Annotated in this window: 18 protein-coding genes; 6 read left to right on the forward strand and 12 right to left on the reverse strand. The window is 64.0% G+C overall.

What is annotated here, in order from left to right; translation table 11 throughout:
- Positions 1–270: 270 nt before the first annotated feature.
- A complete protein-coding gene (locus tag E4K09_RS22865; protein WP_134499996.1) occupies positions 271–858 on the reverse strand; it encodes an IMPACT family protein in 588 nt (195 codons plus the stop codon).
- A gap of 162 nt (positions 859–1,020) precedes the next feature.
- On the opposite strand from E4K09_RS22865, the gene pepT reads away from it, so the two are divergent.
- On the forward strand, positions 1,021–2,256 hold the full coding sequence (pepT, locus tag E4K09_RS22870) for a peptidase T (protein ID WP_134499997.1): 1,236 nt from the start codon (positions 1,021–1,023) through the stop codon (positions 2,254–2,256).
- 108 nt (positions 2,257–2,364) lie between these two features.
- Here pepT and E4K09_RS22875 read toward each other — a convergent pair whose 3' ends face one another.
- From E4K09_RS22875 to E4K09_RS22900, 6 genes are all read right to left on the reverse strand, one after another.
- Positions 2,365–5,499, reverse strand: a complete 3,135-nt coding sequence (locus E4K09_RS22875) for an efflux RND transporter permease subunit (protein ID WP_134499998.1) — start codon at positions 5,497–5,499, stop codon at positions 2,365–2,367.
- 1 nt (position 5,500) lies between these two features.
- Entirely contained in the window at positions 5,501–6,613 is a 1,113-nt protein-coding gene (locus tag E4K09_RS22880) for an efflux RND transporter periplasmic adaptor subunit (RefSeq protein ID WP_166802460.1), read from the reverse strand.
- A gap of 10 nt (positions 6,614–6,623) precedes the next feature.
- Complete coding sequence (locus E4K09_RS22885; protein WP_166802461.1) at positions 6,624–7,193, reverse strand: PadR family transcriptional regulator; 570 nt, start codon at positions 7,191–7,193, stop codon at positions 6,624–6,626.
- A gap of 194 nt (positions 7,194–7,387) precedes the next feature.
- Positions 7,388–9,274 (reverse strand): bifunctional sugar phosphate isomerase/epimerase/4-hydroxyphenylpyruvate dioxygenase family protein, encoded by a 1,887-nt coding sequence (locus tag E4K09_RS22890; RefSeq protein WP_134500001.1) that lies wholly within the window; start codon positions 9,272–9,274, stop codon positions 7,388–7,390.
- A gap of 65 nt (positions 9,275–9,339) precedes the next feature.
- A complete protein-coding gene (locus tag E4K09_RS22895; RefSeq protein WP_134500002.1) occupies positions 9,340–10,017 on the reverse strand; it encodes a GntR family transcriptional regulator in 678 nt (225 codons plus the stop codon).
- Positions 10,014–10,682, reverse strand: a complete 669-nt coding sequence (locus E4K09_RS22900; RefSeq protein WP_134500003.1) for a GntR family transcriptional regulator — start codon at positions 10,680–10,682, stop codon at positions 10,014–10,016. The genes E4K09_RS22895 and E4K09_RS22900 overlap by 4 nt, the downstream gene beginning before the upstream one ends.
- Positions 10,683–10,864: 182 nt before the next feature.
- Between E4K09_RS22900 and dctP the strand changes: the two genes are divergently transcribed.
- The 5 genes from dctP to E4K09_RS22925 all read left to right on the forward strand — a co-directional run bounded on the left by dctP (position 10,865) and on the right by E4K09_RS22925 (position 15,138).
- Positions 10,865–11,857, forward strand: a complete 993-nt coding sequence (gene dctP / locus E4K09_RS22905) for a TRAP transporter substrate-binding protein DctP (RefSeq protein ID WP_134500004.1) — start codon at positions 10,865–10,867, stop codon at positions 11,855–11,857.
- 106 nt (positions 11,858–11,963) lie between these two features.
- On the forward strand, positions 11,964–12,482 hold the full coding sequence (locus E4K09_RS22910) for a TRAP transporter small permease (protein ID WP_134500005.1): 519 nt from the start codon (positions 11,964–11,966) through the stop codon (positions 12,480–12,482).
- A complete protein-coding gene (locus E4K09_RS22915; protein ID WP_134500006.1) occupies positions 12,479–13,780 on the forward strand; it encodes a TRAP transporter large permease in 1,302 nt (433 codons plus the stop codon). Before E4K09_RS22910 ends, E4K09_RS22915 begins: the two co-directional genes overlap by 4 nt.
- A gap of 27 nt (positions 13,781–13,807) precedes the next feature.
- Positions 13,808–14,266 carry a type II 3-dehydroquinate dehydratase gene (locus E4K09_RS22920; protein WP_134500131.1) on the forward strand — a complete coding sequence of 153 codons (459 nt, stop codon included), beginning with the start codon at positions 13,808–13,810 and terminating at the stop codon, positions 14,264–14,266.
- On the forward strand, positions 14,263–15,138 hold the full coding sequence (locus E4K09_RS22925) for a shikimate dehydrogenase (RefSeq protein WP_134500007.1): 876 nt from the start codon (positions 14,263–14,265) through the stop codon (positions 15,136–15,138). The genes E4K09_RS22920 and E4K09_RS22925 overlap by 4 nt, the downstream gene beginning before the upstream one ends.
- A gap of 29 nt (positions 15,139–15,167) precedes the next feature.
- On the opposite strand, the gene E4K09_RS22930 is transcribed toward E4K09_RS22925, so the two are convergent.
- The 5 genes from E4K09_RS22930 to E4K09_RS22950 all read right to left on the reverse strand — a co-directional run bounded on the left by E4K09_RS22930 (position 15,168) and on the right by E4K09_RS22950 (position 19,634).
- On the reverse strand, positions 15,168–15,692 hold the full coding sequence (locus tag E4K09_RS22930; RefSeq protein ID WP_134500008.1) for a 2'-5' RNA ligase family protein: 525 nt from the start codon (positions 15,690–15,692) through the stop codon (positions 15,168–15,170).
- An 11-nt stretch (positions 15,693–15,703) separates the two neighbouring features.
- Entirely contained in the window at positions 15,704–16,747 is a 1,044-nt protein-coding gene (locus tag E4K09_RS22935) for a LacI family DNA-binding transcriptional regulator (RefSeq protein ID WP_134500009.1), read from the reverse strand.
- Positions 16,748–16,754: 7 nt separating this feature from the next.
- Positions 16,755–17,567, reverse strand: a complete 813-nt coding sequence (locus tag E4K09_RS22940) for an ABC transporter permease (RefSeq protein ID WP_134500010.1) — start codon at positions 17,565–17,567, stop codon at positions 16,755–16,757.
- Positions 17,564–18,388, reverse strand: a complete 825-nt coding sequence (locus E4K09_RS22945) for an ABC transporter permease (RefSeq protein WP_134500132.1) — start codon at positions 18,386–18,388, stop codon at positions 17,564–17,566. The genes E4K09_RS22940 and E4K09_RS22945 overlap by 4 nt, the downstream gene beginning before the upstream one ends.
- A gap of 106 nt (positions 18,389–18,494) precedes the next feature.
- On the reverse strand, positions 18,495–19,634 hold the full coding sequence (locus E4K09_RS22950) for an ABC transporter substrate-binding protein (protein ID WP_134500011.1): 1,140 nt from the start codon (positions 19,632–19,634) through the stop codon (positions 18,495–18,497).
- Between the last annotated feature and the right edge of the window lie 63 nt (positions 19,635–19,697).

Consider the following 19,697-nt stretch of genomic DNA (forward strand, 5'->3'; position numbering starts at 1 on the left):
TCGCGAGGTACTCGGATTCCTTGATCCGGAATGGATAAAATGGGGAACATACCGGGTTCGCACCGGTATGGCGGAGCGGCATCATGCCTTGAACGGCCCTTGGGGCGACGTTCAATCCGCCATCGCTCTGTCAGTCTTTGGCTGCTCAGGATTGTTCGACGGACGCGACAAGTCAACAAAAGGTCTCCTGCCGGCGGGCATTTCCTTCTGCGAAGGTTAACATCGGCACAAGCAGCGCCCGAGCCGGTCTCCGTCCATGGGCTGCCCCGGTCAAGAAGCCAGCGATATTCGAGCGCGTCCGCTCGTGACGTCGGTGATCGTCCGAATGATCTCCCGGACGGCTTCCTGGGGAAGAGCCGCCGTGATGACAGCGCCCGTGTCCGTGAAGCTCTCGTTCCGGACATGGACTCCCTCGAACCCCGCGAGCCGCGCCTTGACCAGGGCGAGATCGGAAAACGTGGTGACGATGATGGCCTCATCGACGGCGCGGATCTCCACCAGAGTCGAGGCCCGCAGGCACGCGGCGGCAGTCCCGCCATAGGCCCGGACGAGGCCGCCGCTCCCGAGGAGAACGCCTCCGAACCAGCGGCTCACGACGATGGCGACCCGATCGACCTGAAGACGGTCGAGGGCCTGCAGGATCGGTTTGCCGGCCGTGCCGCCAGGCTCGCCGTCGTCACTGGACCGGGAGCTCTGCCCTACCCGCCAGGCCCAGCAATTGTGGTTGGCACCCGCGTGGGAATGGTCGGCGATGAAGGCCTTCGCCTCCTGCTCGCTCGCAACCGGCCCGGCGACGGCGAGGAACCGGCTCTTCTTGACGATCTGCTCGAGGGATGTGGTGCGGTCCAGCGTGAACATGGGTCCACATAGCGCCCAAGCCGCCGCCGGAGCAACCGGTCTGGCCCATGGATCGCGGTCCGGAGGATAAGGGGTGCGGGGGAGTATTCCCGAGACGGCGCCGTCCGGATACAAGTCTGTCGTTCTCTTCCGTCATTCTCTTGCGCAACTTGGATCGAGCCCATGGCCGCTAGCGTTACCGATCGTTTTCTCCGTTACGTCGTCATCGACACCCAGTCCGACGCGGCGTCCGCGACCCAGCCCTCGACCGAGAAGCAGAAGAACCTCGGCCGTCTGCTGGTCGAGGAACTTCTCGCGATCGGCGTCTCCGACGCCCATCTCGACGAGCACGGCTACGTCTATGCGACGATTCCATCGAATACGCCCAAGCCCAACGTTCCCGTCATCTGCTTCTGCGCCCACATGGACACCGCGCCGGACTTCAGCGGCACCGATGTCAAGCCGCAGATCGTGAGGAACTACCGGGGCGGCGACATCCGGCTTCCCGGCGACCCGAGCCAGATCATTCGGGTTGCGGACCACCCCGTTCTGGAGACCATGATCGGCCACGACATCGTCACGTCGGATGGCACGACGCTGCTGGGTGCCGACGACAAGGCGGGCATCGCCGAAATCATGGCGGCGGCCGAGATCCTGATCAACAACCCGGAGATCCGGCACGGCACGATCCGCATCCTCTTCACCACCGACGAGGAGATCGGCCGCGGCGTCGACAAGGTCGACCTCGCCAAGCTCGGGGCCGCCTTCGGCTACACCATGGATGGCGAGACGGCCGGCACGGTCGAGGACGAAACCTTCTCCGCCGACGCGGTGGAGATCGCCATCAAGGGCGTGGCGATCCACCCGGGCTTCGCCTACGGCAAGATGGAGAACGCCATCAGGATCGCCGGCGCCATCATCGATCGTCTGCCGAAAGATATGGCGCCCGAGACGACAAAAGGCCGCGACGGGTTCATCCATCCGACCGGCGTGTCGGGCGTCATGGAAAAGGCCCACCTGAGCTTCATCCTCCGCGACTTCACGGAGGACGGCCTGAAGGAGAAGGCACGACTGCTCGAAACGATCACCCGGGAGGTGATGGACGATTATCCGGGCTCAAGCTGCTCCTTCACGGTGAAGGAGCAGTACCGCAACATGAAGGTGGTGCTCGACCGGCATCCCGAGATCGTCGAGCATGCCTTGGAGGCGGTCAGACGGGCCGGCATGACACCGCTGCGCGGGAGCATCCGGGGCGGCACGGACGGCTCGCGCCTGTCCTTCATGGGATTGCCCTGCGCCAATATCTTCGCCGGCGGTCATGCCTTCCATTCCCCGCTGGAATTCGTCAGCAGCCAGGACATGGAAAAGGCGGTGCAGACCATCATCGAGCTCGCCAAGCTCTGGGAGGAGCGCGCGTAAGATCCTCGCCGGATCAGGCGGCGCAAGTTGCCTCTCTGCGAGCCGAATCTTCAAATGCATGGAGAAAGGGGCGCTGCTGCGCCCCATTCTGTCGTCCTGCGGTTTCAGCTATTCGGCCGCCTGCAACGCCTGCGCGGCGCGCTCCTCGCCATGAGGCGCAGGGGCTTTCCGCCCGAACCCCATCTTCCCGGCCATGTCCTCCAGCAGGGTGAGCGCGACCGGAACCACCACGAGGGTCAGCACGGTGGAGCTGATCAGGCCGCCGATCACCGCATGGGCCATGCCGGCGCGCTGCGCGCCGCCCTCCCCTAGCCCGAGCGCCATGGGAATCATGCCGAAGATCATCGCCAGCGTGGTCATCAGGATGGGCCGCAGACGCACCTCGGCCGCCTTCATGATCGCGGCGGAGCGCTCCATGCCGCGCCCGCGCGCCTGATTGACGAAATCGACGAGCAGGATCGCGTTTTTCACTACCAGTCCCATCAGCATGATGAAGCCGATGGCCGACATCATGTTGAGGGTGGAGCCCCAGGCCAGGAGGCCCAGGAACACGCCGACGAGCGACAGCGGCAGGGATGCCATGATCGCGAGCGGCTGAAGGAAGCTGCCGAACTGCGACGCCAGGATGATGTAGATGAAGACCACGGCCAGAAGCAGCGCCGAGCCGGCATAGCCGGAGGTCTCCTCGATGTTCTTCGCCGAGCCGCCCGACACGAATTGATAGCCTGCGGGCAGCTTCATCTCCTTGAGGGCGGCGCCGATCTCCCGCGTCACGTCGCCGGCGGCGCGGCCGCTGACATTGGCGGTGATCTGCACCTCGCGGGCGAGATCACGGCGGTTGATCTGGGACGGGCCGACGCCCGGCTCCAGCTTCGCCACCTCGCGCAGGGCCACCATGCGCGGCGTGCCGTCCTCGTTCGTCAGCTTGCTGGCGAGATAGAGTCGCGACAGGTCCTCGCGCGACTCGCGTCCCGTCTCGGGTAGGCGCACATTGACGTCGTAGTTCTCGCCATTGGGCGCACGGTAGCTCGAGGCGTCCTCGCCGGAGAGCAGAGGCCGGAGGGTGTCGGACACCTGCTGCAGGCTGATGCCGAGATCGCTCGCCAGCTCGCGGTCGAGACTGACCGCGATGGTCGGGCGGGCCGCCTTGAGGCTCGACTCCATATCGACCACGCCGGGAACCTTCGCGATGATCGCGGCGGTCTCCTGTGCGATGCGGGCAAGCTCGTCGAGATTCGGGCCCTGGATCGAGACCTGCACCGGCTTGCCGTCGCCGACGCCGGGCAGGCTCACCGCGAGGTCGATGCCCGGAATGGCCTTGAGGCGTTCGCGCATCACGTCGACGAGCTGCGTCGCTGAACGGGTCCGCTCCGCGATCGGCTTGAGGGCGATCGCCACGCTCGCCTCGTTCCTGCCGGCGGCCTGGCCGCTGTTGATCGCCGTGTAGGTGAAGTCGACTTCCGGAAATTCCTTGATGGCGGCTTCCGCCTGGCGGGCTTTGGTCTGCGTGTAATCCAGGGACGAGCCGACGGGAGCCGTCACCTTCACGGTCATCTCGCCCATGTCGGCGGAGGGCACGAACTCGATGCCGATCAGCGGCACGAGCGCGAAACTGCCCGCGAAGATGCCGATGGCCGCCACCATCACGACCCACCGACGCCGTAGGCTGAACCGCAGCAGCGGGCGGTATACGGCGAGGATTCCCGCCGTCAGCGTATCGGACAGGCGCGCGATCCGGCCGAAAAGGCCGCGCGGCTTCCGGCCGATCGACGGATCGTGCCAGACGCTCGACAGCATCGGATCGAGCGTGAACGAGACGAACAGCGAGATCAGCACCGCGACCGAGACGGTGATGCCGAACTGGTAGAAGAACTTGCCGATGATGCCGCCCATGAAGGCCACGGGCGCGAACACGGCCACGATGGCAAGTGTGGTGGCCATCACGGCGAGGCCGATCTCCTGCGTGCCCTTGAGAGCCGCCTCGAAATGGCCGGCGCCCATCTCAAGATGACGGGCAATGTTCTCGCGGACCACGATGGCATCGTCGATCAGGATGCCGATCGCGAGCGAGAGCGCCATCAGGGTCATGGTGTTCAGGGTGAAACCCATAAAGGCCAGCGCCGCGAAGGTTCCGATCACCGAGATCGGCAGCGTGAGGCCGGTGATCACCGTCGAGCGCCACGAGTGCAGGAACAGGAACACGATGGCCACGGTCAAAGCCGCGCCTTCGAGCATCGTGTGCCTGACGTTCTCGACCGAGCTGCGGATGCCCTTCGACGAGTCCTTCACGACGGACAAAGCCACATCGGACGGCAGGGAGCTCTTGAGTTCGCTCACGGCGCGGAACACACCGTCGGCCACCTCGATCGTGTTGGCGCCCTGCACCTTCACCACGTCCACCGCGAGAGCGGGCTTGCCGTTGTAGAGCGCGAGGCTCGTCTTTTCCTCCTGACCGTCGATCACATCGGCGACTTCGGACAGGCGCACGGGCGAGCCGCCGCGCTGGGCGACGATGAAGCTGCCGATCTCGCGCGGTTCCTTCACCGATCCCTCGATCTGCACGACCTTGTCCTCGCGCCCGCGGGTCACGTTGCCGGCCGGAAGATCCTGGTTCTCGGAGCGGATCGTCGCCACCACCTGATCCACTCCGATGGCGAGCGCCTGCATGCGGTCGGGCTTCAGCCGCACCTCGACCTGGCGCTTCACGCCGCCCACAATGGTGGCGCTGCCCACGCCGCGCACGGTCTGGATGCGCTTGAGAACGATCTCGTCGGCGAGCGTCGTCAGCTCGCGCAGGGACCGCGAAGGCGATTCCACGGCGATCGACACGATGGGAGCGCTGTCGGGATCGAACCGGGTGACGGTCGGGTCGTCGACCTCGTCGCGCAGCTGGCCGCGGATGCCCGCCACCTTCTCACGCACATCCTGCACCGCGACGGCGGCGAGGGTGTCGAGCGTGAACTGCGCGATCACGATGGAGCGTCCCTCGACGGAGCGCGAGGTGAGCGTGTCAAGGCCGCTGATCGTGTTGACGGCATCCTCGATCTTGCGCGTGACGTCGCTTTCCACCGCCTCCGGCGACGCTCCTGGATAGGTGGCGGTCACCACCACGGTCGGAATGTCCACGTCGGGGAACTGATCCACGCCGAGGCGCTGATAGGAGAACAACCCGACCACGAGGATCGCCACCATCATCATGGTGGCGAACACCGGATTGTTGATGCTGATGCGAGTCAGGAACATCTCAACGACTGCCGATCCGGACCGGCGTGCCCGGTTCAAGAGTGATGGACGGGGCGCTCACGATGATGTCGCCCGCCCCAAGGCCCGACGTCACGGCGACCAAATTGGCCGTGGCGTCCTGCGAGACCTCGACCGGCTGCCGGGCGATCGTCTCGCCGTCGATCTTAAGAACGTAGCGGCGGCCTCGGTCGCCACGGACCGCCTCCGGCGGAACCGCGACAGCATCCCGCACCTCGCGCACCACGATGTCGCCGGAGGCGAACATGCCGCCGCGCAGGATCGTGTCGCCGTTCTCGACCCGAATGTAGACCGGGATCGAGCGCGAGCCCGTCTTCGTTGTGGGATTGATCCGCTCGACGCGGCCCGTGAACTCGCGCCCTTCGAGACCCGGCACACGGAACAGCGCCTTCTGCCCGACAGCCACGCGCGCGATCTCGTTCGTGGGCACCGGAGCCTCGATCTCGAGCCGCGACAGATCGATGATGACGAGGAGCTTTCCGTCCACCGGGACCTTGTCGCCCGGATTGACCGCACGCTCCGACACGAAACCATCCATGGGAGCCCTGACGACAGCATCCTCGAGCGCCTTGCGGGCCAGATCGACCTGCGCCTGCATGGCACGCACGCTCGCCTGCGCGGTGCGATAGGCGCTCTCGACCTCGTCCACCGCAGCCTGCGCCGCATAGCCCTTCTGCTGCAGGCTGAGCTTCATCGAGCGGTTCTTCTCCGCCAGCGCGAGCTGGGCCTTGGAGGATTCCAGGTTCGCCACGCGCTCGTTCAGGCGCGAGGTCAGGTCCTCGGTGTCGAGGCGCACGAGAACGTCACCCTTCTTCACCGGTTGACCCTCCTGCACCAGAACGTCGGACACCTTCGCGGCCACCTCGGACTTCAGCGTCGTCTGGTCGATGGGACGCAAGGTTCCGGCAAGCGGCACGGTGAAGTGCAGATCGGTCGCACGCACGGCGAACGTCTCGCTCGCGGCGAGCTCGGTGACGGCAGGCGCGCTCGGCTGGATCACGGCCTGGGCGGTATCGCCCTTCATGGTGCGGGCGCCCCCGACCCCGAGAGCAACGATGCCGATCGCGGCGAGCGCGAAGGTGACTTTCTTCTTCACGGCTATGCCCTCAGAGATCAGACCCGACGAGATCGTCGGATGTTTTCCTGTCTTGACGGTTCTGGCTGCGGCCGAGCTCGTCCAGGAAACCGGGAACGTTCCTGCGCAGGAACGCGAGCTCCGCATCGGCCAGCTCCATCCCCATGCGCACCAGGAAACGATGCCCCGGGCGGCAGACCCCCGTGGCGGCTTCCGTCTCGGCCTTGATTTGTTCGAGTTCCGCGATCCGATGAGCAAGGACATCGCGCAGTTTCGCGGGGGGAAGCAGATCGGCGAACATCAGGAGCGTGACGAGTTCGGAGCGGATCTTGTGCCGCCCCTCGGAAGCCTGGAGCGAAGCGGCCAGCACGGTGCGGCCCCGTTCGAGCAGGGTATAGACGGTCTTGTTGGGCCGTCCGTCCTGGACGACCACCCGTGCGGACACGAAGCCTTCCCGCTCAAGGAGCTTCAAGGCGGCATAAATCCCGCTCGGGGCGACATCCATGAAGCGTGAGAAAACCTCCTCGACGCGCTTCTTGATCTCGTAGCCGGAGGCATCGCCCATCGACAGGACAGCCAGGCACAGCGTTTTTGTGTCCAAACTGGAATACTCCATTCTGGACTATAATTTAAGAACGACATTGCGGCCCGTCAATGCCTGACGGCAGGGTCGGAGCCCCCTGTTGCCGCTCCGGACCTTTGGCTTGGCTTTATCTTCGGGTGCGGGAGCCAGGCTGTATACGGCAAGGCCCGGCGAGCGTCGTGGCAGATCGCTTCATGCCTCCCGGGAGACCCTCACAGCCCGGAGGGACCTGCAGCGGATGCCAAGCGCGTCTGCGAGGCGAGTCGGATCGGCGCATTGACGGCGCCATAGCCCTGGTAGGCGCGCCGCTCGACGATTTCGAAGAAGAAGCCGCCCTCCATGGTCTTGGTATAGACCTGAAAGTACTCGGCGCCCCCCTCCCGGTCATAGAGAATATGGGACGCCCGAAGCCGCTCCACCTCCTCGGCGGAGAGATCGGTTCTCACCTCGAGATCGTCATAGTAATTCTCCGGGATGGGCAGGAGGTCGACGCCATGGGCCTCGAGGGCGGCGACGGTCGCGAAGATGTCGTCGGTTGCAAGCGCGATATGCTGGACGCCCGAGCCGAAAAGCTCGCTCAGGAAGCGGGACGACAGCGTGCGTTGGCTTTGCGATGCATTGAGGATCAGGCGCAATGCTCCGTCGCCGGTTTCGATAGCCTGACTCTGCACCACGCCGCCGGGATCGATCACCGTCTGAACCGGCGTCTTCCGGACGTCGAGAAGGGACGTGTAGAACAGAAGCCAGGTCAGCATCTCCTCGTAATGCATGGACTGGGACACGTGATCGACCTTTATCAGTCCGGCTCCCGTGAAATCCTCCGTTGCGACGGCTGCGAAATCCACATCCCACAGCCGGTCGAGACCGCTCCCGTGATCCACGAAATAAAGAAGGCTCCCACCGAGTCCGCGGACCGCCGGGATGTTCATCTCCCCCGGGCCGACCGGCTGCTGGAAGGGCTGATCGAGGAGGGCGACGGCCCGCTTCACCGTCCCCGGCGCGTCATCGACGCGAAGCGCGAGGGCGCACACGGATGTCCCGTGCGTGATGTTGAAGGAATGAGCGAACCCTTCCTTGTCGGCGTTCACGACGATGTTGATGTCACCCTGCCGCCAGCGCGTCACTGCCTTCGAACGGTGCATGCCGGCTTTGCGGAATCCAAGCCCGCTCAGCACGCGCTCGAACCCGGCCGCACTTCGCTCGTCGACGGCGAATTCGATGAACTCGATGCCTGAGCACGTTGCTTTCGGCGGAAGCTCCGGCAGACCGGGAACGGACGTTTCGGTTCGCCTGCGAAGCTCGTCCAGCATGACCATGAGAGATCGCTGCCCGTCGACGGCAACGCTGCGGGCTGAGCCTGCGCGGAAGCGATCGTTGAAGATCTCCAGAGACAGCAGCCCGTCGAACCCCGTCGCGCCGAGAGCCTGCATGAAGTCGTCGACCGGCAGATCGCCCTGGCCCGGGAAGCAGCGATAATGCCGGCTCCAGGAGAGATAATCCATGTCGAGCTTGGGCGCGTCGGCCATCTGCACCAGGAAGATCCTGTCCGGGGGAATCGAGCGGATCGCCGACAGATCGGTTCCGCGTGCGAGGATGTGGAAGGAATCGAGCACCAATCCGACGGCAGGGTGGTTCGCCCGCCGCACGACCTCCCAGGAGTCGCGGTAATCGTGAATATGGCGCCCCCAGGAGAGAGCCTCGAAGGCTACGCGCATGCCGCGCTTCGCGGCGCGCTCACCGAGTTCGTGAAAATCGGCCGCGGCGCGCTCGATACCGCCTAGGGAATCAGGCGAGACGTTGCTGCACACCATCAACAGATCGCAGCCGAGTTCCTGCATCACGTCGAACTTGCGCTCGGCACGGGCGAAAACCTTGGACCGCTGCGGCTCGGGCATGCCCTCGAAATCGCGGAACGGCTGGAAGGTGATCGTCTTGAGCCCGAGGCCCTCGATCATGCGCCGCGCATCGGCCGGCGTGCCGTTGAAGGAGAGAAGGTCGTTCTCGAAGATCTCGACCCCCTTGAACTGCGCGGCCGCGATGGCCTCGATCTTTTCGGTCAGCGTTCCGCTCAGACAGACGGTGGCGATGGCAGTGCGCATGCGTGTCGACCCAGTTCCCTCAAGGTTTCGGAAGAGCGTTGCCGGTCAGGATCGCTCTTTCTCCGCTATTTGATCGTTCCCGTGGCGAGCGCGTGCTCGACCCCGCCCGCGACGTGGCGCGTCAGGACTTCGCCGGCCTTTGCCGCGTCCCTTTTCAGGGCGCATTCCAGAAGAAGCGCATGCTCCTGCTCCGCGATGTCCCCGCGATAGCTCAGGGCGATCATCTGGTAGCGAAGGTATTTGTCGAACACCGCCGCATGGGTGTCGATCAGCATCCTCGAACCGCAGGCGGAAATCAGCGCCTGATGGAACTGCCAGTCATACTGCTTCCACTCCTCCGTATGACTTCGGTCCCCCTCGGCCATCCGCGCCTCCATGCGCGCCAACCGATGGTGGGCGGCAACGACACGGCCCTCCCATTCCATGTCGCCCACGCGGAAGGATTGCTCCAGGGCGCGGCATTCCAGCAATTGCCGGAGTGCGGCGATCTCCTTGAGGTTCGCGATCGAGACGGGGGCGACCTCGAAGCCCCTCTGGCCTTCGGCGACGACGAGCCGCTCGGACGAAAGACGGTTCAGGATCTCCCGGAGCGTGCTGACGCTCGCACCGTAATCCGCTTTCAGCTGCTCGAGCTTCAGCTTCCTGCCGGGAGCGAGACGGCCGAACACGATGTCCGTCCGGATCCTGCGATAGGCATTCTCGCCGATTCCCTGAAGCTGCGGGGTCGTCACAACGGTGGTCATCGCAGGACCCCGCTGCTCAATGTGTCGTCCACACATCCGTTCACGTGCCGGGTGAGCACGTCGCAGGCCCGCTCGGCATTTCGGCTCAGGGCGCATTCGAGAAGGAGTCTATGCTCTGCGGCGGCGATCTCGCCGCGGAAGACGAGCGCCACCATCTGATAGCGGAGATACTGGTCGAAGACGCCCCCGTAGAGATCGAGGAGGGTCTGCGATCCGCAGGCCTCGATGAGCGATTGATGGAACTCCCGATCGTATCTCTTCCAGAGTTCCGTTCCGGCCGTTTCGCCCGCCAGCATCCGCCGTTCCATCACGGCGAGCTTGTGATGGGCGGCGACCACGCGGCTTTCCCATTCCAGGTCGCCGGCGGCGAAGGACAGAGGAAGCGCGTAGGTTTCGAGGAGGAGCCGCATCGCTGCGACATCCCGCAGTCCCGCAGGGGAAACCGGGGCAACCCGAAAGCCGCGCTGGTCCTCGGCGATCACCAGACCCTCCGAGGAGAGGCGACTCAGGATTTCCCGGACGGTGCTGACGCTGGCGCCGTAATCCTTCGCCAGTCGATCGAGACGGAGCCGGCTCGCAGGTTTGAGGCGGCCGAATACGATATCCGCCCGGATCCTGTCATAGGCCAGGTCCGCAATCGACGTTGCCAACAACTCGATCTTCATGCCGCCACGCTCGCGAACACCTCAGGTTCCCGCCTGTCACCCCATGGAACCCCGTCCTGGTGACATGATGATCGTCAAATTATCAGATGATTTTGAAAAAAGCTATTGATTTGACGATCATCAGAGAAGATAGTCCCGATAAGACGCATGAAAAACGCGCGCCACATTCAGGAGAGGAACACATGTCACAGAGGATCAATCGCCGCCTGCTCGTCGCGGCCGGCGCGGCCTTCCTGGCTTGGAGCATGAGCGGACCGGCCGCTGCCCAGACCACGCAGAACCTACGCTTCTCGGCCGTCTTCTCGGAGCAGGACATCCGGGCCGGGATGATGAAGCGCTTCGCGGAGGACATCAAAGCGCAGGGCTTCACCCTCCAGCCCTATTACGGCGGCACCCTGTTCAAGCAGGGCACCGAACTCGTCGCCATGCAGCGCGGCAACCTGGAGATGGGCAACATCGCCCCGCAGGACATCTCCAATCAGATCCCGGCCTGGTCCATCGTGACCTCCGCCTACCTGTTTCGGGATGCCGACCACCTGAAGAAGGTGTTCGCCAGCGATGTCGGCCAGCAGCTCAAGAAGATGGCATCCGACCAGCTGGGCATTCACATCCTGGGGCCGACTTATTTCGGCGCCCGTCACGTGGGCCTGAAGCCGAAGAAGAAGATCAACACCCCCGAGGATCTCGCCGGCATCAAGCTGCGCATGCCGGGCGGCGATGCCTGGCAGTTCCTGGGGCAGTCGATCGGCGCGAATCCCACGCCCATGGCCTATGCGGAGGTCTATACCGGTCTCCAGACCGGAGCCATCGACGGACAGGACAATCCGCTGCCGAATGTCGAGAACATGAAGTTCTACGAGGTGATGTCGCAGATCGCGCTGACATCGCACCTCGTCGGCTTCGACCTCCTGGCCGTTTCGAACAAAGTCTGGAACGCCATGTCCCCCGAGAAGCAGGCCGCGTTTCAGGCGGCCGCCGACAAGGCCATCGAGTGGAGCACGCAGGAGCACCGGAAAAAGGAAGCCGAGCTTGCGACCTTCTTCAAGGAGAAGGGCCTCGACGTTTACACGCCCGACCAGAAGGCCTTCCGCGAGTTCGCTCAGAAGAAGTACCTTTCCTCCGACTTGGCCAAGAGCTGGGAACCGGGGATGCTGGACAAGATCAACGCCATGTGACGCCCGTCGTCAGGGACCGTCGGAACGCCGCGTTCCGACGGCATCCCGTTGACGTTTCACCATTGTCCAAACAGCGGCCGGAAGCCTCAACAAGGGAACCTTCGTCATGCCCGCGCACCTTCGAGCCATCGGCCCCTGGCTGGCGCGTCGCGCCGAGAACGTGGCCTGCGCGATGCTGGCCGCGATGTTCCTGGCTTTCATTCTCCAAATCGTCTTCCGCTATGTCTTCGGACTGCCGATCGGATGGACGCACGAGGTGAGCGTCATCCTGTGGGTCTGGCTCGTTCTGTGGGGCGCGGCCTTCGTCATCACCGAGCGTGAAGAGATTCGCTTCGACATCATCTACGGAGCTGTTGGCCCGAGGCCCCGCCGGGTCATGTGCATCGTCACCGCCGTGGCATTGATCGCACTTTATGCCGTCTCGTTTCCGGCCGTCCTGGACTATGTCGCCTTCATGAAGGTCGAGAAGACCGCCTATCTGAAGATCCGGTTCGACCTCCTGTTCTCGATCTACATCCTTTTCGTGGTGGCCACGATCATCCGCTACATCTGGCTCGCGTGGCAGGCGATGCGCGGCGTCGCGCCGGATGAGTTCGATCCGACGAGAGCGAGTTCCGGCGTATGAACCTTGCAAGCCCCTTCTCGCTCGCGCTGGTCGCGATCACGATTCTCGCGTTCCTGGGACTGCCGATCGGCCATTCGATGATCGCCGGGTCGATCCTGTATCTGCTTCTCGCGGGTCAGGATATGGGGACGGCGGCCGAACAGCTTCTGAACGGCATGTATTCCAACTACGTCATCCTCTCTGTGCCGCTGTTCATCCTGGCCGCCGAATTCATGAACATCGGCAGCATGACCGACCGGCTCATGACGTTCTGCAACGCCCTGGTCGGACGCTTCCGGGGCGGACTGGCCCATGTCAACATCCTGCAGAGCATCATCTTCGCCGGCATGTCCGGTTCCGCCATCGCGGACGCTGCGGGCACCGGACGCATGATGCAGGTGATGATGACCCGCGGCGGCCGGTACACGCCAAGCTATGCCGCCGCCGTCACGGCCGTGTCCTCGGTGATCGGACCGATCATTCCCCCGTCCATTCCGATGGTGCTCTATGCGCTGGTCTCCGACGCCTCCATCGGCTTCCTCTTCCTGGGCGGCGTCGTTCCGGGTCTGCTGATGGCGGCCAGCCAGATGGCCATTGTGGCCATGACGGCCAAGCGCAGGAACTTTCCCGTCGAGAAGCCCGTCCCCTTGCGCAAGATCCCGAGGATCACCTGGGACGCCTTCCCGTCCCTGATGATGCCGGTGGTGCTGCTCGGCGGCATCTACAGCGGCGTCATGACGCCGACCGAAGCGGCGGCCGTCGCCGCCGCCTACGCGCTCGTCATCTCGGCCGGTCTCTATCGCAGCGTGAGCTGGAGCGATTTCTACAACGCGCTCGCGGTCAGCGCCCGGACCACGACCTCGATCGGCATGCTGATCGCGGGATCGCTCGTGTTCAACTATGTGGTCACGGTCGAGAACATCCCCGATGGCGTGAAGGCCCTTCTCTCCACCTGGGATCTTTCCCCGACCGGGTTCCTGATCCTGGTCAACCTCCTCCTGCTGGCGCTCGGCTGCGTGCTCGAGGGAACGGCGATCCTCCTCATCGTCGTTCCGGTCTTCATCCCGACCGCTCAGGCGCTCGGCATCGATCTGGTCCATTTCGGGGTCGTGGTCGTCGTCAACATCATGATCGGGCTGATCACGCCTCCCTATGGACTGCTGTTGTTCATCATGGCGAACATCTCCGGAGCGCCGCTGCGCGACATCGTCCGCGATACGCTCCCGTTCCTGGGCGCCATGCTTCTTGCCCTTGCGATCCTCACCTTCGTGCCCGAGACCGTCCTGTGGCTGCCGAGGCTGTTCGGATACCAGGGATAATCGCCCCATTTCGGAAGATCCATGCCGATGAACAAGCCGATCTACATTCTCAACGGACCCAACCTGAACCGGCTCGGAACACGCGAACCCGCCATATACGGGCGGACGACCCTGGCCGAGATCGAAGGTCTGTGCCGCGATGCCGCGCCGGAGCAGGATTTGATCTTCCGGCAGTCGAACCGCGAGTACGAGATCATCGACTGGGTTCACGAGGCCATCGATGATGGCAGCGGGATCATCATCAATCCCGCGGCGTTCACGTTCACGTCCATGGCGATCATGGATGCTCTCAAGATGTTCCCTGGTCCCATCATCGAGCTGCACATCTCGAACATTCACCGGCGCGAGCCGATCTATCACAGATCCTATGTGTCTCCGGTCGCGACAGCGGTCATCGCCGGGCTCGGCCCGCAAGGCTATCCGCTTGCTGTAAGCGCGCTGCTCGGCATGATCGCCGGAGCATCCGCGAATGAGCGACCCCGATGACGGGCGCGCCTTCCGAAGACGACCCGTCGTCTTGGCCTTCCGTTCTCGTCGGATTGGTGGGCGCCGGCATTCAGGCCTCCCGGACGCCCCGGCTTCATGAGCGCGAGGGAGCCCGTCAAGGGCTGCGCTATGTCTACAAGCTGATCGATCTGGAGGCATTGGGTCTCGGGACGAGCGCGCTTGCGGACATTCTCGCGGCGGCGGAGCGTCTCGGCTTCGCGGGCCTCAACATCACCCATCCCTGCAAGCAGGCCGTGCTCCCGCTTCTCGACGAGCTCTCGCCCGATGCGGCGGCTCTCGGGGCGGTGAACACCGTCGTGCTCAAGGGCGGCCGGCGCGTCGGATACAACACCGACTGGTCGGGATTTGCGGAGAGCTTCCAGCGCGAGCTATCCGATGTCGGCAGGAACCGCGTGGTTCAGTTCGGCGCGGGCGGTGCCGGTGCGGCCGTGGCGCATGCCCTGCTGACCCTCGGCGTTGGCGAGGTTGTTCTCATCGATACCCATGTGGAGCGCGCCCGGGATCTCGCAGCCGCCCTCAACAGGCGCTTCGGCGCGGATCGCGCCTGCGCGCGTGCAAGCCTCCCATCCGCTCTGGCGAGGGCCGACGGCGTGGTCAACACGACGCCGCTCGGAATGGCGAAATATCCCGGCATGGCCGTTTCTGCGGAGTTGCTGCGTCCCGACCTGTGGGTGGCGGATATCGTTTACTTCCCCCTGGAGACGGAACTGCTGCGCCAGGCGAGAGCACGGGGCTGCCGCACCATGTCCGGCGGCGGCATGGCGGTCTTCCAGGCTGTCGACGCCTTCCGCCTCTTCACGGGCAGGGAGCCGGACGCAGCCCGCATGCTCCGTCACTTCGGCGAGATGTGAGGCGCGCCCGCATCCCCGACGACCGTAGCTCAGCCGCGCAAGGCAATGCTGCGTTGGATGCCCCACTCCTCGATCGGGGTATGCTGCGAAGAGGAAACCATGCAAACGCGATCGAAATGCACGTTCATGCCCGCCATTCTGCCGTGGAGAACCGCCATGGCCTGAGACTTCTCGCTGCTCTCCGGAACGCCATAGGCGAGGGAAATGTGCGGCATGAAGGCTTCGACATCCCCCACCCCGAAGACAGCCACCGCCTTTTCCTTCATGGTCCTGAGAGGCGCGACGACGGGAAAGCGAGCATAGAACGAGCGGTAATAGAGCGGGCTCTCCTCAATCGTCTCGATGCCAGCCTCGAAGGACGCTGCGCCCTCTGCCACTTGCGTCAGGAGCGGCTCGAGCTCCTCGCAGGTTCTCGGCATGTCCTCGACCAGCGTTAGGTGAGGCTGGAAGACCGGACTGGCGAAACGTCTCGCCAAGTCTTGAACGATTTCCGAGAACATCTTCTCCTGCTCAAGGCGGGGCATTAGCCAAATGGAATGATACTCAGTCTTCATGGAGCTCCTCGTTAAAGGCTGCCTTTGAGCGATCGAACGCTTCCCCGGTACACCAGCGGCACCTCGAGCACCGACACGATGGGCGGGGCCTTGGGATCGGCCTGCCGCTGATCCAGGATCCTGATGGTCTCGGCAGCCAGCGCTTCCTCGTCCTGATGGAACGTGGTCAGACGATAGGCGCTCCACCGGGTTTGTGGGATCCCGTCGAAACCGATGATCGAGAGATCCTCAGGGATAGATAGATTGAGCACGTCGCGGGCATAATCCATGACCCCGAGAGCCATGAGATCGTTGACGCAGAAGACCGCCTCGACACAATCGCCTGATCCCAGGAGCAATGACGCGGCCGCTTGGCCACCATCGTAGTCGGTATAGGCGGCTCTCCGCACTTTGACCTCGAGGCCGTGCTTCCGGGCCGCTTCGACGAACGCCTCCTCTCGCTCGATCAGGTTGGGACTGCCGACCGCCGACGTCACGAAGCCGAGTTTCGTCAACCCGCGAGCAAGAAACACGTCGACGGCCATCCGGGCTGCGCCGGCATTGTCGATCCGCACGTGATCGGGACCGTCCTCCGTACGGCCCATCATGATGAGGGGCTGACCGTTGCGCTGGGCCAGGTCGACAAGGGACGAGGACGGCATACCGGACAGAACGATCGTCGCCTCCGCCCTGTAGCGCAGAAGCGTCGAATGGGCAGCCTTCACCTGATCCTCCCCGGGCCCCGTGGGGATGAGAACGGGAACGCTTCCCCGCTCCACCAGGCGTCGGGACAAGGCCGCGATCTGCAGTGTCCGGAAGGGACTGGCGGGGTCTGCGGCAACGAGACCGACCAGGCGGCTGCGGTTCGCGAGAAGCCCCCGTGCCAGATCGTTGACCTGATAGCCCAGCTCCGCCGCCGCCCGCATCACCTTCCTGCGGGTTTCTGGCGCAATGCTCGCGCCCGGGGTGAAGGCGCGGGAAACGGCCGAGCGTGAAACGCCCGCGCGCTCCGCCACCATGTGGGCGCTGATGAAGCGCGGCTCGATCTCGTCCGGTTCCGTGTCCGAATCCCGCATGGCCCGCTCAGTGTCCAACCTTGGAGAGCACGTCCGACCGGAGGAAGCGCTCGACGACGAACATGAAGGCGATCGAGGGGATCAGCAGGATCAAGGCCGTGATGGAGGCGATCTGGTAATTGCCGCCGGAGCCGGCGGTGTAGAGCAGAAGCGGCAGGGTCGAGACGTCGGGAGCCCCCACGAAATAGGTTCCCGTGAACTCGTCGAGGGATTCCAGGAACACGAAGATCGCGCTGGCCAGAAGCCCTGGCGCCGCGATCGGCAACGTGACGTCCCAGAACCCGCGCAGGGCGCTTGCGCCCATGGAGCGGGCAGCCTCCTCCAGCTCCCTGTCGATGGCCGAGAACGCTGCCGTCGCGATCCAGACCGCATAGACAAGTCCATGGGTCACGTGAACGAGAACCACGCCGAGAATCGTGCCGTTGAGATTGTACTCATAGAAGATGCGCGCGATGTTCACGTAGACCGGCAGGTTCGGAAAGGCTTGCGGGATGAGCAGGGCAAGCAGGATCAAGCCGCGGAACGGCAGGCGGAGCCGCGCGAGGGCATACCCCGCCGGAATGGCGAGCCCAAGCGACAGGACGACCGTGAGGATTGCGATGAAGATGCTCGTTCCCAGCGAAGACATCGCATTGCCGCGGGGCGAGAACACGTTGGCCCAGAAGGAAAACCCGTATTTCAGCGGCAGAACATGCGGGAAGTACCAGCGTTCCGTCACGGTCCAGAGGAGCAGATTGACCAGCGGGCCGAAGATGATGAAGGCCAGGATACCGAGCGCAATCCCCCGGGGAATCCATTTCCAGTCGAGGTAAGCGCTCATCGGCTATGCTCCCTCATGGTCTGGCGCAGATAAATCCACGCCACGGCGCTCGTCATCAGAAGCGAGATCAGCCCGAGCGCGTTGGCCACGCCGTAATCCCTGTAGGCATTGATGCGGAAAGCCATGTTGGCAGTGATCATGGTGGGAGACTGGGCATTGATCATGAGCGGAACCGACAGCACCGACATCATGGTCACGAAGCTGAGAATGAGACCGACCAGGAGCGTCGTGCGAACCTGGGGCAGCACGATCTCGACGAGGATCCGCAGGCGATTGGCGCCCAGGTTGCGCGCTGCCTCGATGGTGCTGCGGTCGATGGAGGCCATGGCTCCGGAGAGCAGCAGGGCGACGAACGGGGTCTGCTTCCACACGAAGGCGATGACGATGCCTCTCCAGTCGAGGAAGGACATGGCCGACAGGGGCGTCATCAGGCCGAGTTCGATGAAGATGTTGTTCATCAGTCCGTTCTTGGCCAGGAAGGTCCGCAGGATCTGACCGACGACGATGAACGGAATGAACAGGGGCCATCGATAAATCCATCGCAGGATCGCGACGGCGCGCGGATTGGAGCCGAGCGTCAGGTAGCCGCCGATCATGATGGAGAAAAGGGCGATCAGGGCCGAGGACAGCAGTACGATGGCCAGCGTGAACAGCATGTCGCCGCTGTACAGCTCGAAAGCCTTCGCGAAATTTCCGAGGCTGAGGGCTCCGCCGACATCGAATGCGCCCGTGACGGAGCTGATGAGCGGAACGATGAAAAGAAAAACGACGACTGCCAGCGCCGGAGCAACCAGCAGGAGGCCGATCGCCTGAACGGGCATGGCCCATCCTCCGCTCTCCGCGGCCGAGCCGGTGGCTTGCACCATGCCCGATGTATCGGCGGAGCGGGCCTGGGGAGGCGTTTCGCTTCCCCAGGCGTCACTGACCTTAGTTTCCAACTTGGCGCTCATAGGCTTCCAGGATCGCGCTGTTGTAGGGAGAGATCGGGAACGGCTTGCCGTACTTGGCCAGCTCCTCGGGCGAGATATCCGTGAAGAGCTTGGCCCAGGTCTCCTTGTCGAGATTCGCCTGAACATGCTGGGCATCGATGCCCGGATACCAGTTGAAGCGCTTGACGATTCCCTCGGCCTGCACCTTCGGGCTCGTGGCGAGGGCCACGAATTTCTCGGCGAGCTCCTTGTTCGCGCTCTTGGCCGGCACGACGTAGTGCATCGGCTGGCCGGGCATGCCGGGAGCGGGCAGAACGAGCTTCATCTCCGGCGGGAGCTGGCCGTTCGCCTTCCAGGAATAGAACATGTCGACCCAGACCGGACCGACGGCGATCTCGCCGCGGCTGAGCATGTCCAGCGTGCCGGCATTGCCCGGGGTGAGGGTGGCGTTGCGGGTGAATTCCTTGAGGGACGCAAAGGCCTTGTCCCAGTTCTTGGCCTCGTTCGGATCGAAGGGACCATTCATGAGCTTCTGCGCATCGCCTCCGCCATAGGCATAGATCCAGCCCATGACGAAGCTGACGCCGGAGGCTCCGCCCTTGATCCCGTTATAGCCGAACTGCTTCGGGTTCTTCTTGGCGAATTCCACGATCTCGTCGTAGGTTTTCGGCGGGTTGGGAACCAGTGCCGGGTTGTAGGCAAGGGCCGTCTGGCTGTTGAACATGGGCATGACATAGCCGTCCACGTTCGTGCCGAGGGCGATCTTGGCGTTCGCGCGCGTCACGAGGGAGCCCGTCGGGATCCTGCTGCGATAGGCTTCGAGGAACTTCTGCTCGACCATGGGTCCGACGAACTTCTCGTGCACCACGGCAACGTCGGCATCCCACTTCTCGACGCCCGCCTTGCCTTGGGCCTCGAAACGCTCGAGGATCTTCTGCGATCCGGCGTCGCCCGGCCCTGTGCCGACCACGCGAACCTTGGTGCCCGGGTTCTCCTTCTCGAAGAGCGGCCCCAGATACTCGTTCACATAGTCGACCATGTTCTTGTCGCCCGCCGTGAGAACGGTCAGCTCCGCAGCGGAGAGCGGCGTGCAGAGCATGCCGGCCGCCAGCATCGAAGCGATCAATTGAGTCTTCATGATTATGCTCCTTGGGCCACCAGGTGCCCACATGTCCTCTTCGCCGGCGGTTGAAATCCGCCG

Source organism: Microvirga pakistanensis (assembly GCF_004458765.1).
GTDB lineage: Bacteria > Pseudomonadota > Alphaproteobacteria > Rhizobiales > Beijerinckiaceae > Microvirga > Microvirga pakistanensis.

Bases quoted from the DNA above. Each gene is read 5' to 3' on its own strand.
- E4K09_RS22865 (WP_134499996.1), bottom strand. From the start codon at position 858: ATGTTCACGCTGGACCGCACCACATCCCTCGAGCAGATCGTCAAGAAG.
- pepT (WP_134499997.1), top strand. From the start codon at position 1,021: ATGGCCGCTAGCGTTACCGATCGTTTTCTCCGTTACGTCGTCATCGAC.
- E4K09_RS22875 (WP_134499998.1), bottom strand. From the start codon at position 5,499: ATGTTCCTGACTCGCATCAGCATCAACAATCCGGTGTTCGCCACCATG.
- E4K09_RS22890 (WP_134500001.1), bottom strand. From the start codon at position 9,274: ATGCGCACTGCCATCGCCACCGTCTGTCTGAGCGGAACGCTGACCGAA.
- E4K09_RS22895 (WP_134500002.1), bottom strand. From the start codon at position 10,017: ATGACCACCGTTGTGACGACCCCGCAGCTTCAGGGAATCGGCGAGAAT.
- E4K09_RS22900 (WP_134500003.1), bottom strand. From the start codon at position 10,682: ATGAAGATCGAGTTGTTGGCAACGTCGATTGCGGACCTGGCCTATGAC.
- dctP (WP_134500004.1), top strand. From the start codon at position 10,865: ATGTCACAGAGGATCAATCGCCGCCTGCTCGTCGCGGCCGGCGCGGCC.
- E4K09_RS22910 (WP_134500005.1), top strand. From the start codon at position 11,964: ATGCCCGCGCACCTTCGAGCCATCGGCCCCTGGCTGGCGCGTCGCGCC.
- E4K09_RS22915 (WP_134500006.1), top strand. From the start codon at position 12,479: ATGAACCTTGCAAGCCCCTTCTCGCTCGCGCTGGTCGCGATCACGATT.
- E4K09_RS22920 (WP_134500131.1), top strand. From the start codon at position 13,808: ATGAACAAGCCGATCTACATTCTCAACGGACCCAACCTGAACCGGCTC.
- E4K09_RS22925 (WP_134500007.1), top strand. From the start codon at position 14,263: ATGACGGGCGCGCCTTCCGAAGACGACCCGTCGTCTTGGCCTTCCGTT.
- E4K09_RS22930 (WP_134500008.1), bottom strand. From the start codon at position 15,692: ATGAAGACTGAGTATCATTCCATTTGGCTAATGCCCCGCCTTGAGCAG.
- E4K09_RS22935 (WP_134500009.1), bottom strand. From the start codon at position 16,747: ATGCGGGATTCGGACACGGAACCGGACGAGATCGAGCCGCGCTTCATC.
- E4K09_RS22940 (WP_134500010.1), bottom strand. From the start codon at position 17,567: ATGAGCGCTTACCTCGACTGGAAATGGATTCCCCGGGGGATTGCGCTC.
- E4K09_RS22945 (WP_134500132.1), bottom strand. From the start codon at position 18,388: ATGCCCGTTCAGGCGATCGGCCTCCTGCTGGTTGCTCCGGCGCTGGCA.
- E4K09_RS22950 (WP_134500011.1), bottom strand. From the start codon at position 19,634: ATGAAGACTCAATTGATCGCTTCGATGCTGGCGGCCGGCATGCTCTGC.